At 38.8% G+C, this 14925-nt stretch carries 20 protein-coding genes; all 20 read left to right on the forward strand.

What is annotated here, in order from left to right; translation table 11 throughout:
* Nucleotides 1-83: 83 nt before the first annotated feature.
* The 20 genes from C3B52_RS21600 to C3B52_RS21700 all read left to right on the forward strand — a co-directional run bounded on the left by C3B52_RS21600 (nt 84) and on the right by C3B52_RS21700 (nt 14820).
* On the forward strand, nt 84-482 hold the full coding sequence (locus tag C3B52_RS21600) for a hypothetical protein (RefSeq protein WP_103108462.1): 399 nt from the start codon (nt 84-86) through the stop codon (nt 480-482).
* 28 nt (nt 483-510) lie between these two features.
* Nucleotides 511-918, forward strand: a complete 408-nt coding sequence (locus C3B52_RS21605) for a DUF1257 domain-containing protein (protein WP_103108463.1) — start codon at nt 511-513, stop codon at nt 916-918.
* Nucleotides 919-985: 67 nt separating this feature from the next.
* Nucleotides 986-1195, forward strand: a complete 210-nt coding sequence (locus C3B52_RS21610; RefSeq protein ID WP_103108616.1) for a DUF2997 domain-containing protein — start codon at nt 986-988, stop codon at nt 1193-1195.
* Nucleotides 1195-1755, forward strand: a complete 561-nt coding sequence (locus tag C3B52_RS21615; protein WP_164684848.1) for a 4Fe-4S single cluster domain-containing protein — start codon at nt 1195-1197, stop codon at nt 1753-1755. The genes C3B52_RS21610 and C3B52_RS21615 overlap by 1 nt, the downstream gene beginning before the upstream one ends.
* Before the next feature lie 251 nt (nt 1756-2006).
* The gene (locus tag C3B52_RS21620; protein ID WP_103108465.1) at nt 2007-2591 is read left to right on the forward strand and encodes a hypothetical protein; all 585 of its coding nucleotides are present in this window, start codon (nt 2007-2009) and stop codon (nt 2589-2591) included.
* Entirely contained in the window at nt 2591-3541 is a 951-nt protein-coding gene (locus C3B52_RS21625) for a hypothetical protein (protein ID WP_103108466.1), read from the forward strand. The genes C3B52_RS21620 and C3B52_RS21625 overlap by 1 nt, the downstream gene beginning before the upstream one ends.
* Nucleotides 3542-3565: 24 nt before the next feature.
* Complete coding sequence (locus tag C3B52_RS21630; RefSeq protein ID WP_164684849.1) at nt 3566-4054, forward strand: hypothetical protein; 489 nt, start codon at nt 3566-3568, stop codon at nt 4052-4054.
* Nucleotides 4055-4109: 55 nt separating this feature from the next.
* A complete protein-coding gene (locus tag C3B52_RS21635) occupies nt 4110-5234 on the forward strand; it encodes a DUF2325 domain-containing protein (protein WP_103108468.1) in 1125 nt (374 codons plus the stop codon).
* Nucleotides 5235-5608: 374 nt separating this feature from the next.
* Nucleotides 5609-5836 carry an AbrB/MazE/SpoVT family DNA-binding domain-containing protein gene (locus tag C3B52_RS38225; protein ID WP_103108470.1) on the forward strand — a complete coding sequence of 76 codons (228 nt, stop codon included), beginning with the start codon at nt 5609-5611 and terminating at the stop codon, nt 5834-5836.
* 222 nt (nt 5837-6058) lie between these two features.
* Nucleotides 6059-6571, forward strand: coding sequence for a hypothetical protein (locus tag C3B52_RS21650; protein WP_103108471.1), 513 nt, complete (start codon nt 6059-6061; stop codon nt 6569-6571).
* Between the two features lie 63 nt (nt 6572-6634).
* A complete protein-coding gene (locus C3B52_RS21655) occupies nt 6635-7159 on the forward strand; it encodes a hypothetical protein (RefSeq protein ID WP_103108472.1) in 525 nt (174 codons plus the stop codon).
* A 161-nt stretch (nt 7160-7320) separates the two neighbouring features.
* On the forward strand, nt 7321-7644 hold the full coding sequence (locus tag C3B52_RS21660) for a hypothetical protein (protein ID WP_164684850.1): 324 nt from the start codon (nt 7321-7323) through the stop codon (nt 7642-7644).
* 240 nt (nt 7645-7884) lie between these two features.
* Entirely contained in the window at nt 7885-8463 is a 579-nt protein-coding gene (locus C3B52_RS21665) for a hypothetical protein (protein ID WP_103108474.1), read from the forward strand.
* A gap of 26 nt (nt 8464-8489) precedes the next feature.
* Nucleotides 8490-8999 (forward strand): hypothetical protein, encoded by a 510-nt coding sequence (locus tag C3B52_RS21670; protein ID WP_103108475.1) that lies wholly within the window; start codon nt 8490-8492, stop codon nt 8997-8999.
* A gap of 111 nt (nt 9000-9110) precedes the next feature.
* Nucleotides 9111-9623 carry a hypothetical protein gene (locus C3B52_RS21675; RefSeq protein WP_103108476.1) on the forward strand — a complete coding sequence of 171 codons (513 nt, stop codon included), beginning with the start codon at nt 9111-9113 and terminating at the stop codon, nt 9621-9623.
* Nucleotides 9624-9678: 55 nt separating this feature from the next.
* A complete protein-coding gene (locus C3B52_RS21680; protein WP_103108477.1) occupies nt 9679-10203 on the forward strand; it encodes a hypothetical protein in 525 nt (174 codons plus the stop codon).
* Between the two features lie 48 nt (nt 10204-10251).
* Nucleotides 10252-10785 carry a hypothetical protein gene (locus C3B52_RS21685; RefSeq protein ID WP_103108478.1) on the forward strand — a complete coding sequence of 178 codons (534 nt, stop codon included), beginning with the start codon at nt 10252-10254 and terminating at the stop codon, nt 10783-10785.
* 133 nt (nt 10786-10918) lie between these two features.
* Nucleotides 10919-11458, forward strand: coding sequence for a hypothetical protein (locus C3B52_RS21690; RefSeq protein WP_103108479.1), 540 nt, complete (start codon nt 10919-10921; stop codon nt 11456-11458).
* Between the two features lie 759 nt (nt 11459-12217).
* Complete coding sequence (locus C3B52_RS21695) at nt 12218-13702, forward strand: PIN domain-containing protein (RefSeq protein ID WP_103108480.1); 1485 nt, start codon at nt 12218-12220, stop codon at nt 13700-13702.
* Nucleotides 13703-13947: 245 nt separating this feature from the next.
* Nucleotides 13948-14820 (forward strand): homing endonuclease associated repeat-containing protein, encoded by an 873-nt coding sequence (locus tag C3B52_RS21700; RefSeq protein ID WP_103108481.1) that lies wholly within the window; start codon nt 13948-13950, stop codon nt 14818-14820.
* Nucleotides 14821-14925 lie beyond the last annotated feature (105 nt).

Consider the following 14925-nt stretch of genomic DNA (forward strand, 5'->3'; position numbering starts at 1 on the left):
CATTGTAGTTAGTGTGGAAAGCCGTATACATCGAGAGGTGTACGTACGGTTTGGGGAGGGGTTCTTGGAAACCTACTTCAGCAATGAAGAAAGGCGCTGGGTACCTACTCTACTTTGTGGATCTACCAAATGAAGATGAAAGAAGAGCCATTATCTCCATTCATTTGAATAAGAGGAAGAGAGCAGTTGAGAATTATGACATCGACAGTATTGTAAAAGACAGCGAGGGCTACAGTGGTGCAGAAATCGAAGAGATAGTAGAGAGTGCATTATCTAATGCTTTTGAAGATGATATGCGAGAAATGACTACCCAAGATGTTCTGGATGCCATTAAGGATTCTATCCCACTTTCGATAAGTAGAAAAGAACAAATCGTAAATCTTCGTTTATGGGCTAACGAAAGAGCTCGGAATGCGAGTACTCAGAAAGAATTGGTGACTGTACCTGAGAGTCCAAATCGAAGGGTCATTCAGAGTAATTAAACAACGATAAAAAATGGAGGGAATATGAATGTCTCATTTTACAAGAGTTCCAACTCAAATCACGGATATTGAAGCGCTGAAGTTAGCGTGTAAGCGTTTGGATCTTCAGCTCCTTAATAATGATTACGCTCGTGGATGGCAAGGACAACGAATTTTAGCGCCTTATGTCATTAGGTTGAAAGGGGCGTATGATATTGCATTAACACGTAGTGGGGATGGTGCCTTCGATCTCAATGCTGATTGGTCAATGGGAAAAAATCTCGAAAACGAAGTTGGAGAAAAAGGTGGTCGATTGATTCAAACATATGGAGCATGCGTTACTCATCTAGTGGCGGATAAATTAGGAATGAATGTAGAAGAAACCGTTTTAGACGATGGTCGTATTCGATTTCGTTTATATCCAAAAACTGAACTAAATGAACGCTTGCGTTATTAAGGCAATTGGTTTTAGTAAGGTTGACTATGAGATCTGGCATTAGCAATAGACGGAGGTTGCGAAAATGATGAATAAGAACGAAAAGTATATAGAAATACATATCGACTCGAATGGTCAAACCACGATCGAGGCATTCGGGTATGAAGGAAATTCGTGTGAAAGAGCTACTGCTTCATTAGAAGATGCGTTGGGTCATGTAGAAAGTAGAGAGAGAAAGCCGGAATACTACAAAAATCAAAGAATTGCTGAAGAATCAAGACTTCGGAGGAGGCCATGATGGAAGTACGAATCCATGGGTTTACGCCCTATTCAAAGGTAAATGGACCGGGTGAACGCTCGGTCCTTCATTTGCAAGGTTGCCGCTTTGCTTGTCCTGGTTGCTTTAATCCAGAAACCCATTCGCTTGATGCAGGACAGGTTGTTTCCGTTGATACCATTCTGTCATGGATACCGATTGAAGTGGGAGGCGTGACCATAAGTGGAGGCGAACCCTTTTTGCAACAGGAAGCTTTACTTGAACTTGTTAGAAAGCTTCGATTACAAGGAAAATCCTTGATCATTTTCAGTGGTTTCTATCATCGAGAGATAATGAGACTACGACATGGTGTAGAAATCCTGTCCTATGTTGATGCATTAATAGATGGTCGGTTTGACCAAGAGAAAATGTCGGTATACTCACTTCATGGTTCAGATAACCAAAGGGTTCATTTGTTCACCGATAGATATAATTTATGCGATTTCCAAGATCGAGATATCGAAATCACCTTTGATTTGGTCGGTAATGTAAGCATTACTGGTTTTCCAACGGAGAGTATTCTAAAACAATTTAAACGATAGAGACCGTGTAGCGAACATTACAGAAATCAATGAATACAATTTCCATCTTTGCGGTCTCTTTAGCGATATGGTTGTTATTGCGTTCATTTAAAGACAATATCCATGAAGCCGAACGAGTGCAGCAAATAATTGATTCTTTTATTCAGTAACATCGATTTATCCAGTCAAAAGAGTGGTTTGTGAAGATCAACGTATTTTTGGGTGATCTGAGAGTCTGTTTAGCATGCTCTTAACGCAAGGAGTTGTGAAAAGTGCGAAAGTATTTGATTGCCTCTTTCATCTTCATTTCTATAATAGCTGTTCCGACTGTTTCAATTATCCATGCAGAGGAAACATTACCAAGGGTCATCGCAGATGTTTTAGGAAATGAAGTTCAGAAGGCAGATGACGAAACAGACGGGGACAGTGTCAAATCACTAGTTAAAGATACATCCAGCTTACAACCTGATACCTTAGAGATGCAATTAAATGTAATCGCATCTCATCTGAAAACTATATTGTTCATATCGTTACCAATTATCGTAATACCATATATCTTTACTTCCCTTCTAAGAGGGTACAGAAGGGAAGAATCTTCTGCATCAAATTATAGCGATGAAAGAACACAAAGCAATAACCGAACCACTCCTACACTGCAAACGAGAATTCAACAGGAAGTGGATCGGGTAACGCCATCTTCCACAACTACGACTGATCAAAACGCACAACCGAGAACAATGCCTCCTGATTATAACGGTGCTGGCAAGAGGGTTATAACCGAACAAAGTAATGAGATTCAAGTCATTGATCAATCATACAAGAATGATGAGAAGAAGCGGATTATCCGTGTAGATTAATGTTCGTTAATCCTGCGGATAAAGCAGCGTCAATTCCTATATCGAATAACAATATCGGGGTGAAGAAACAAGTGAATGGAAACACATGTAAAATCTTATTGGCCTCTGGTATTTCCATTTTGGGTATAACTGGATGCGGTGTTTTAGATCCGAATTCACAAGTTATTCCGGAAAATCAAAGTTCAAATCAGCTTTTTTATTCAAGTAGTAGCGAAGGTGAGAAACCGATGCTGTACAAAAGTTTAGATAGATTATTAGTAACTGAGCGAATGTACATAACAAACGAGCCTAAAAACATAAGTTGGATTTACCTTCAATCTAACGGCAAGACGACCGCACGGTTTCCGGTTGTGGGTGGAGCTATGATATATGATAGATCGTCTACGTCCAATACAGAAAGTAGTTATGCTAACGTAATGGACTTACCACCAGAATTGAAATCATTACAAACCACAAGTAATTATGTGTATTGGTTTAGTCCCGATGGCCAGTATCAGCAATACAACGGCGAATACTTCACTTCATCGGTGCCCTATGAAATCGATGCCAATACGCTCATGATAAATACTGAGAAGATTGATAAGAAGGAAGAAGATAAAAGAAGTGAATATCAAACTCAAGCAGTTAAATGGTTGTTTGAGTCAAGAATCGTTGAGGATTTTAGACGAGTAATCATCGAAGCGCGTGATACCGCTGAAGAAATCGTTACTCTCGTTGATAAGGTTAAGGCACTAAAAGCAAGGAACACCGGTGATCCTGAAAATTGGAACTCAAGTGACAAAAGCAAGTTTGATCGGGTAGTAAAAGATGTGAAGGAAAAAGAAGAAAGATATAAGTACTTGACAGAATGGTATAATAAAAATAGTTCAAAATATGACAAAGAAATGTTTTTAAGAAGACTTTTACCAATTCAACTACCAAGTGACTACACAACTTTAGAAGTGTATTAAAAAATGCACGGGAAGGGAATTAAGATGAGAAATTCGGTTTTTAATGAACGCGAAGCCCTACGTTTGCAATTGGAATCATTACTAAAGCTAAGAGCGGAATTACGTATCGAATATGCAAATCGTGAAAAAGCATTAGCGATGGAAGTAGCAGAATTAATTACTAATATCCGTAATTTAGATAATAGGGAACCGCATACAACATCGAAGGATGTACCAGGTGAGCAAGATATGGACGATCGTTTTACGAATCACATTGAACAAACCTCATCTACTAAAGTTAGGAAAGAGCGGACATCAATAAATTATGAAGAAGTGACCAGGATCGTAAAGAATCTTCTAAAAGCTAGTGATGAACCCGTGACGTTACGAGAAATTACAAGGACGTTAACTGAAGAACACAATATTACTTTATCCAATCCTTATATCACCATCAAGAAGGTTTTGGGATCGTTTTCGAATGTGGAAGAATCGAAACAAGGAAAACAGCTGTGTTTCTTCTGGAAGCATAATTAATTTACGGTGCTCACCATAAATCAGTTATTTTTACGAATAGGAGGTTGATCGAAGTTTGAATAGTGATATACAAAACCGCTTTATTGATGATCTCAAATTGGAAATGCAGCATCACTTGAGTGATTTAACTATACAGAACCTACTTGAGCGCCTTCCTAAGATGAAATCCGTTATGCGAATACTTGAGGAATTACCTAACCTGTCATCTGAACCTATCCTGCAAATTTCAGACGATATAACTCCAGAGAAGTCGGAAAAGAGTACGATAACAGAAACGGAACCGATTGAATCTGTGGTTCCTATACCTGAAATTATCTCCTCAAACAGTAGTCCAGATATTGTGGAAGGGTTCTTGATACGAGCGATCCGTGGTGGATATGCAGAAGGCAAATATGTTTCTGAAAAACTTTTTAGAAAACTTAACTTGGAGCACCGTGATTTTGTCCGTATCAAAGATGACGAAAGTGGTTTTTTCGTAGAAGTGATCAAAAAAGGTCCAGGTTTACAACGTGAAGATCGTGTCGAGTTTAAATATTGCATGGTTGAAGAAGAGAATGGAAGGTTATTTGTCCGTTATCAAGCTCAAGGAAGCGATCAGAAGAAGCTGCCGTTCGGAGAAATTACTCTAGTAGACGAGAATGTACGTTTGGCTGGTTATGCATATAAAAATAAAATTCCTATTGCAGTGGAAGATCTCATAGATATCGCTTACTTATCAGGTGAGCCTCATAATAAGCAAGTTATTTGGAAGTACAACACGCATGAAGAAAGACATATTACGCCTCAAAATTCATCCTTCTACAAGAAAACAATCGACTCTCAACCAACAGACGATCAGCCACTTTCAGAAGTTTATCCAGAAATTAATGGAAAAAGCGTGCTCGTAATTGGTGGTGACGATAGACATGCAGACTACCGGTATAAAATTGAAGAATGTGGTGGAATCTTTATTGGGCTCTTTGGGGGTTCAACACCAGAGAAAATAAAAACATACGTGAATAAAGCCAATGTTGTAGTCATTGTGTGTAGTGCAATTCGTACACATACAGATGAAAACGCAGCGCAGATTTGTAAAAGCATCACTGTACCTTTTACGCGAGTTCATAACGATGGAGTTGCTTCTATTCTACGGGCTGCTGCTTATCCGAAATCAGTAGGAGCAGATGAAAATGAAAATTAAAAAGAAGTACCAGGTATTATTGATTCTTTTACTTATTATTGTATATCCTTTTTACTGGGTTGTTTCTGGTGATTTAGTTAGAGGTTTTCTAGATAACTACACTGTAAATGAAGTATTGTATTATTTATTCAGTGGTTTGGTTGGTATCACTATTATGACGCTTATAGTTCGATTTTTTTTACAGGTAACGAGAGGTTAAGATGTTCAATTGTATTTACCTTAATTATTGAAATAAATTGTTTCACTTTGAAAAACCCCGCTTCTTACTCAAGTAGAGTGAAAGCGGGGTTTTCGTGTCATAAAAAGAGAAGACAAGCATAGGTTACTAATGTAAGACATGTAAGACAGTTCTTACTTTCGATGGAGGTAATCATATGTTTAACAAACCCCTATTTTCAGTCGTTTCTTCTAAAGGACAAACGGTACTGCCTATAGAGCTTCGAAGAAAGGTAAATATAGGGAAGGGAAGTACCCTGTTTTACACGCAGCTCTCGGATAATTCCTTCATGGTCCGGGTTTTAGTCGAAGGCGAAACGATATCCCCCAACTTATCCAGTGGGAAAAATAAGATTCCATCCTTTGGCCTAAAGAAAACGTATTAATTTTGTTTCCTTGATTTTGTCTTTCTCTTCAGCTTCACTGGCAAATACTTCTCCTGATCGTGTAACTTTTTGGAGAGAATGCTTAGAAACTCTTCTGAGTTTTCAACGCGTTGATTTGGAAAGACAATAATTTTCTTATTCATTGTTCTGTCCTTTCTGAAGCGTTTTGTCTCATTATTGCCAGTTTTCCTAGAAATTAGTCGGAAGGGAGAATGTCACAAGATGAAGTTAAATTGGTTAAATAGAGCCATCCAGGGATACCAACGTACAACATTCACGTTGGAAAGCAAACTGTATGGCCAACTTGATCGATTAGTACACGCGGTTAATTACTTCCGAGACAGAGAAGACAATGGAGAAGATACCTATGTCTGCACGGACATCCCATCCATTTCAAGAGTCTTTTTGATTACGGGAATAGAGCGGGCGATGGATCAAGGATTCTTACCTTTTGCGAAAGCTTTCCATCATGAACTTCAATATCATGTGTTAGAAGCAAATCAAAAATCAAAACAGACCTTTGCCTATCTTCATACATCGGAAAAGAAAGCGATATCGGATCTGTATGCATTAGTGAGTGAGTACGTAGAACAAGAGCACCTGAAACATATGCAACATCAGTATGTCTTCAATGAAGATGTGCTCTTTCGCTTTTTCATAAAGGGCGGTATGGATACTTTGCAAAATAAGCCTGTTAAACAGGTGTCTCAGATGATCTCAATACACTCCATTTGATTCGTTTGGGACTTCGGACATCGGACAATGTCCATGCGATAATCGTGGGGAGAGGGGGCAGTTATGCAAAAGAGAGTGGGGAAGAGGAAGGTAAGAGTGGATAAGAAGAAGCAGCTGCGACCATGGCTTCCTGGTACGCTTTTGGCTGAAATTAAAAATTTATATAAGTTTCTGAATTATCAATCGCGTTCTTCGCTTATGGAAAAAATACTAATGGTAACCATTCAAGATCGGAAGTTTATAGAATATGTGAAACCTTATATGGTGAGAACAATTCGATTACCGGTGGGACATGATGATTCTTACTTCGTGACTCTCTTTGGTAGTCCTCAGATCAGTCATACAGCTAATCAGTTGTATACAGAAATAAAATTGGGGGTCACCTTACGGGCATCGCTATACATTACAAAGGAAGTTGCAGAACGGTACATGCATCCTTTCACATCCGGATTGGATATTTCTTATGATGCACTTGCAACCCTGGCACTTGATTTCGGTGTTCGTAACTTAATGGATAAGTTTGCCCCAGGGTATAGATATAAATATATCTATAAGAAGAGCCAACGAGTAGATCAGCGATCGAGTTAAACGAACATCGCATCACGTAGGATCCCAGAAATGATTAACCGTGATAATTAGTAAGGAGTATTCCTCCACTAATTTACTGAGGAGCGGACATTGATCCAGTAATTAGATGCTCGAATCATCCTAATCCAATCAACAGTTAAAACTTTGATGCGCCTCTCTTCGTGCAAACCAATACAAAATCCACCTTAAGCCCACAAAGCTACGAGGTGGATTTTGTATTGGTATATTCCCTAGCTCATAAAATTAATGTACTCTTATGTGAAGAACATAAAGTGGCAAAAGGTAAGGTGAAGGAAGACATGATAATCATTCCGATTCTATGGTGGGGCGTTCTTGCTTTTTTAATGGGCGTCACATTGTTTCTCTTGTTCGTTACTTTCAGACATCAAGCATATAAAAACAAAGTACTTTTCTTAACCATGTGGGTGCCTCTAGTTGGGGCCTTCATCTATATTTATCAGGTAGGCACATTTTCAGTGAATTGAAGCCGATATATGAAGGACAATTCAATGAGAGGATCAATGCATCTCTTGAATCCAAGCGACCATTCCTACCTATTATCTAGATGTTTTATATTGACGTCAGATTGTTCGCCAATATACAATAAATAATAATATTATAACACCGACGGAAACACCGCGGGATAAACTCTTGGTAACACAAGGGTTTATCCCGCTTTTTTTTTGGGAGTTTTTATTTTTGATTGACATAAGGAGAGGTTTATTGTGAAGAAGGCTTTAATATCAACACTTTTACTAACATCAATGTTATTTGGTGCAATTCCAGCATTTGCCGAAGACTCGGTAGGATTGCAAGCTGGCCCAGCTAAGGCAGTAATAAAAGAAGATATCAGACAAGGTTCTGACGTTCCCATCAGTTCGCTTTTTATCGAAAACACGGGTTCTCTTCGAGAGAGATTTACCATTACAACAGAAGGTGGGATGACAGTCGAAAAGAGCACTCTCATCCTTAACCCTAAACAAAAGGTCTTTTTAAAGGCAAGTATTGCACCTGAACTCTTTTCAACGCCTGGAAAGACAGCAGGAAAGATTATTGTCTCAGCCACAGAGGATGAAGGAAAAGGGATTCAGCATAATCCAGCTGTGGAATTAGAATTCAACTACAACCTAGCTGAACTAACTTTTACCGATGTTACGAATTACATACAACGAAAAGTTCAAGATGCTATCAGAGGTTATGAATACATTCTGTTCGCTGGATTCATCATGATCTTGCTGATCGTTGGAATCATTCTAAAAAGACGTAAACCCAAGATGCAAAATGAAATGAATAGTACTACATAAATCACTTAGTGAGGGAGTGGACGTTTTTGAAAAAGACAGTCATTGCGCTTATGTTTCTGATGTCACTGCCATTGTATGCACAGGCTGAAGTGGAATCCTCAGTCACTTCTAATTTTACTGTTGAAGTGATAGAAGAATCTTTAGGGTTAAATGTTTCTGGATCAACCGATCTTGGTCGCATCTCTAGGAGCAGCTCTCCTGAAATCGTATTTTCGGGTATGAGGGTCTCCAATCAGGGAGAAGTGAAGGGATATCTCTATGCAGAGGTCGGGGAACTTTCAGGATTATCTTTTGGGAATTCGGAGGGAAACTTGCAATCCGTAACGCTTGTTGACGGAAGTAATGAGATCGAACGACTTGATCAGTCGGAAAAAATTCTCTCTGGTCTTATGAGCAACGCTGACACTGATGGTGATGCTGATGGTATCAATCCAGGTGAGACACTCTCTAGTTTTAATGTGGTGTTCTCCGTGAATAAACGTCTTCCTGTTGGCCGATTATCAATGCAGATCAAATGGATCTTAAAAACACAATAACTACGTGCAAGACACGTATTGACAGGAGGTGGTGCTTTCAGAGAAATATGAAAGGGCAGATAAAAAGAAAGTGGGAATAAATGTAATCTAAGGAAAGGAGGTATACCATTCATGAAAAAAATATTTCTTTCATCAATACTAGCACTAACTGCCATTTTCCCTATCTCGGCTTTGGCAGCACCAGCAAATGTGAACACAACATCTAATTTCACCATTACCGTAGTCGAAGAAACATTAGGATTGACTATTTCAGGTGAAACGCATATCGATGCTATTGAAAACCGCAACGCACCAGGAAGTTACTACTTCGATATTAAAAATAGTGGCAACACACCGGGCGTGCTTTACTCAACGGCATTAACACCTACGGGGATTGATTGGAGTTCAATTACTTGGTACCAGTTTAGCTGGAGTGGTGATAAAACATCTCCTTTCGATGTATTAAGAGCGGTTGACGAGGAAACTAAATTAAGGTGGCTTATGGAATACGGAAATAACATTGGAAGTCCTAATTCTATCGAGCCCGCTGAAGTGCTTAAAACTAACTTTCTTATCTTTAAAAAAGGTGGATACGCCCCTGGTGAATACTCATTCCCAATCAGATTTACAATTAAAGCTAACTAATTAGAATTAGTTCCTCATTCTTTACGAAAGAAAAACTAAGGAGAGGGAGAACACTTTGAAAAAGTCTATCATCACAACAATAACAGTTATTGGGGCATTATTTCCTATATCCGCCTTTGCAGCTCCCGCGGATGTGAGTTCTACATCTAACTTTACGCTTACTGTTGTAGAAGAGACTCTTGGATTGACGATTTCTGGTGTCACAAATCATCCAGAGGTTATTAGAAGCGAGAAAGGTAATATCGAATTCAACGACATTGGAATCCAGAATAGCGGCAACACAAAAGGTGTGTTGTACTGGGAAGTACAAGAACCAACCGGCATACAGTGGGGGTGGGATGATTCCCAGCTGCTTACTGTATTACTTTTTGGGGAAAATGGATCTCATCACCAATTGACAAAATCAGGAACAGAACAAAAATTAACACAAATAATGGAAGGGAACGACACGGATGGAGACACTACTTATATAGGTCCGAAAGAGCGATTGAAGGACCTCGATGTTAGATGGGCCGTCATGGGACAACTACCGATTGGAGAAATTACAGTACCTATCAAGTGGACTATGAAAGCCAATTAAAAAACTACGATGTAATCCATAATAAATAGCTCAGGAGATGAGATAACAATGAAAAAGTTCATCATCGCAACCATGACAGTTATTACAGCATTAGTTCCTATAACCGCTTTTGCAGCTCCGGCAGATGTGAGTTCTACATCTAACTTTACGCTTACTGTCGTAGAAGAAACTCTTGGATTGACAATTTCCGGTGTCACAAATCTTCCAGAGGTTATTAGTAAAAGCGATGGAGGGAAACAAAAAATCGTATTCAACGACATTGGAATACAGAATAGCGGCAATACGAAAGGCGTATTGTATGCAACTGTGTTGGACCCAACCGGAATTTCTTGGGGAACAGCAAACGGTGAGTTAGAAGGAGTGTCACTAATCGTTCCAGCTGGCGGAATAACTGATATTTACCTTAAGGGCATGGAAATGAAAGCTGACACATTAATGAGAGATGCTGATACCGATAACGATACAAATTTTGTTGGACCGAAGGAAAAATTAAAGGACATAAACGTTGAATGGAAAGCAAAGGGGCAGTTTCCAGTAGGCCAAATTACAGTACCAATCAAGTGGACGATGAAAGCTCAATAATTAAAGTACAAAGTAGCAAGGTAAAAAGTTACGTTCATTTCTTTCCTTAATTAATGGGAGGCCTTTCTATTAAAATTAACAAACACATTAATTATTACCTTAACTAAGCTCTATACAAGGAGTGTACAATAAAGTGAAAAAATTTCTAACACCTGTAATGGCAGTTCTTGCTGCAATATCTATCTCTACAACAGCATTTGCAGCCCCAGCTGATGTCTCTAGCACATCAAATTTTACAATAACAGTCGTTGAAGAAACTTTGGGAATCACTATAACTGGGTCTACCACTCAGTCAGATGTAATAAGTAAGACTGATGGAGCTAAGCAAATGGTTGCTTTTCCTAACATCCAAATTACTAATAGCGGGAACACTAAAGGTCGCCTTTATGCGAACATGGGAACGCCTTCCGGAATTAAATATGTTCCAATAAGTCCCGATGAAGGAGATTTAGTTGCAGTATCCCTCTACGCGAATCAATCTGCCAAATCATTCAACTTAATTGATACTGAAAGATATGTTGCTTTGCAAGAATCTCAAGATACGGATGGAGATCCTAACTGGGTCGGACCAGGCGAGGAACTTAAATCTTTTGACGTACAATGGATAGCACAAGGCAAATTCCCAACCGGTAATATTACTGTTCCAATCAAGTGGACAATGAAGGCAAACTAAGAAACGAAAATGACTTTCTTTGTTTGCAGTAACATCAAGAATTCACTCATATTATGGTCACTAAGGTAAGAGGGGTTTATACCCCTCCTTTTATATGTTTACTTAATTCAAAAACACCCTCTGAAGAGGGAAGCCTTCTAGTTGCATATCCATCGGATCATATGACTCCTGCCAGATCGTTGAAAATGAATACTCTCCATCGTTGGCTCCCCGATCATGGTCGCTTCCCCAATTGCGACGAACTCAATGACCAGCTATTCTGCTACATTTTAGCAATTTATTCCTTGAGGTAAGCTATACAAGCCGTGATTTTCAGGATGGCTTGTTCTACTTCTTTCCCGCTTGCGTTGATTTGATCAAGCATGTCGAACAGTTCCTTTCTTTATGGATATCTTCGAGCGAACCCATGGCATTCACGTCAAGAGCCTTGTTCAATTCCATCATATACAAAAACCTTCTGTGAAGGCATCACCCAATTTGTTAAAGCTTGTCCGCTCCTAGCGTCATAATTATTGAACAGACCGCTAATCTGGGTAATAGAGGTTTTCACGTGAGAGAAATGAGTAAACCGAGTCGGTAGAAACTTTGATTCCTTGGTTGATAGAAACTCGGTTTGGTTCTTATGGAGCTCCATAACAAGATCAAGTTGTTTTACTAACTTTTATGAACTTATTAGTATATACTTGGAACATACACCTAATGATTGGAACAATTCATAATAGGTAATACGAACTCTGAAGTAAAGATAGGAGGAATAACTTGAGCCATACATATACTTTTGAGCAATTCCAGGAGATGTGGAGATCAAAGCCATTAATTATCTTGGATACTAGCTCAATTCTTAATATTTACAAGTATTCACCTGAGACGACAGAGAATATTCTTTCTCTTTTAGAGGAGTTAATTGATCAATTATGGATTCCTAACCAAGTGTTACAGGAATTTAGAGAGAATAAGAATGGGGTTATTAAAGGACAACGTGGAAAGTTTAATGAAGTGACACTTGAGGTAGAACGGATTATTAAGAAAGCAAAGAATGATATCTCAACTCAATTCATGCGTTTCAGTAATTTTAAGTTTCCACGAGTGAATGAATTAGGTACGAAGATCCACGACTCCCTTGATAGCATCCTACATGAATCGGAGAAGTTCCAAACCGAAATTATTGAAGAGTCCAATAAGAATAAGAAAATGCTTTCGGAGGATAAGGTTAATTTATTTGTTGAAGAACTGATCCAGAAAGGAAGAATGGGTTCTCCTTTTGGTATTTCGACTCTTCTTAACATCTATACCGAAGGGGAGCAGCGGTACAAATACCATATCCCCCCTGGATATATGGATCATGATAAAAAAGAAACAACAAGTCGACGTCAGTATGGCGATCTTGTTTTATGGAAGCAACTATTAGTACAGGCACGAAATTGTAAACAACCAGTGATTTTTATAACCTCTGATCTTAAAGAGGACTGGTGGCAACTTGATAAAAACCAAGCTCCAATAGCTCCTCGCGATGAGTTAGTATATGAATTCAAGGAATACAGTGATCAACTATTTACCATCATGACACTGAATGATTTCGTCAACCATCTATCTTACTATACGGATATGGTGATAGAACTCACTACAAATATTGAAATGAATTCAGAAAGTATTTGCTTAGATTTAATAGAACACAAGGGTTGGGACGTAAACTTAGACAAGAGTGGTCGGCTAACTAGCTATCTAATTCAGAATGGTGATCTTCAAGATTTCATGGCTGAAGCTTTATCTGATGTTGAAATCCTAGAGATCTTGGATCCTGTATTGGACATTGCAGACGTTTCTAATGAAGGTGAGCAGTTTGAGATTACTGGTACTTTTGCCTGTAAAGTCACTATTGATGTTACTCAAGCATATACGCGTGACTCTTACCAAATGACCGTTCTTGTTGAAGGGAATTTTAGTTGTGAATTTAAAGTTGATGTGAGTATGGGAGTGAATGGTATACTTTCGGATTCCGCCAATATTACAGTTGGTGGGTTTAGTTTGGCTGAGGTTGAAGAAGATGAATATGGTGACGAACAAGAAAGTGACAGATGCATCGCATGCGGGAATAAGAACGCCCCTTACTTTTTGAAAAATGGTGACCAAGTATGTGATCGTTGCTCTGGCCATTATGATACCTGCCCTGGATGTGGCAACCTATTTGAAAGTGGAACAATGGGCGGGGCATTCTGTAATAACTGTACTGTGAATCAATCTTGAGAAACCCTAATGACAGAGAAATGTGTTCACAGAAATCGTATACGCACCCTTACGAATCACTCTCGAACCTAAGTATTTATACCCATGAGAATAGTTTGACATTACTCTTATATTAACTTATATTTGAGGTAATATAATAAAACCTTCGGATATCCCGCGGGATAGGCTCTTGTTAAGTACAAGGGTCTATCCCGTTTTTGCATTTTTAACATAATAACTATTAACCGATAAAGGGGAAATTGACCATGACTATGCTGCCTTTTTCCGCAATTGACTGCATAAGGGCTTTAAAAATGGCATCATTAAGTATTGGTGATAAATTTACGATCGATATGTACACCAAATGGAATATAGATAATAAAAACAAGTATCCTTCGAAGAGTGTTATCATTCAGAGATTAGGAAGTTGGAATCAGGCAAAAAAGAGAGCGGGTCTACTATCCTTTAGGGATTTTACTCGCGAAGACTGCATTCAGGCATTAAGAGATGCTAAGAAATCAACCTCAGAATGTCTTACTATTCATTTATACGATGCGATAAGAAATGGAAATGAGATACTCCCCAGTTCATCTACTATACAGACAATTTTAAAGGGTTCTTGGCAAGAGGTTCTAAAACTTGCTGGAATTGAAAATAACAGAACAGTTCAAGTGCCTTTAAAAAAGAACAGTTTTTCTAGAGAAGATGTAATAAAATCACTACAACGTTACGCCTCACAAGCCGAACAACCTTTAACAAAATCAAAATATGCAGAGTTTCAGAAGAGATACCCAGATATGCCGAGTAAAGCAAGGATTGCTAAAGAATTTGGGACCTGGGAAGAGGCACTTAGGGCTACTAAAATATCAAGTCGTGTTATTACCGAGCAGTTCACACGAGAGTTTTGTATCTCTGTGTTGCGAAAAGCATCAAGTGAAGTAGTGGGAACACTTTCGAAACTTAATTATCAAACCTGGCGAAATGGGAGAAAAAGTATTCCAAGCGTCCCAACAATTGAGCGATTGCTAGGATCTTGGAAGGATGCCTTAAAAGAGGCTCAGGCTGATCGAATCTCAAAAGCGAGAATTATCGAGATTGACGAAATAGGAATAAAACTGAACAGGCGTTCCATCGGTTGACGGATGTTAGGAACCTGGGGACGCTTTCCGAAGCTGGCCAATATCCGCTTTAGTTTAACAGATTGGCAAAAGAGGAAATAGATAGCGGTGAATAATCCTTCGTGG

Source organism: Brevibacillus reuszeri (assembly GCF_002897295.1).
In the GTDB taxonomy this organism is placed as follows: domain Bacteria; phylum Bacillota; class Bacilli; order Brevibacillales; family Brevibacillaceae; genus Brevibacillus; species Brevibacillus reuszeri_A.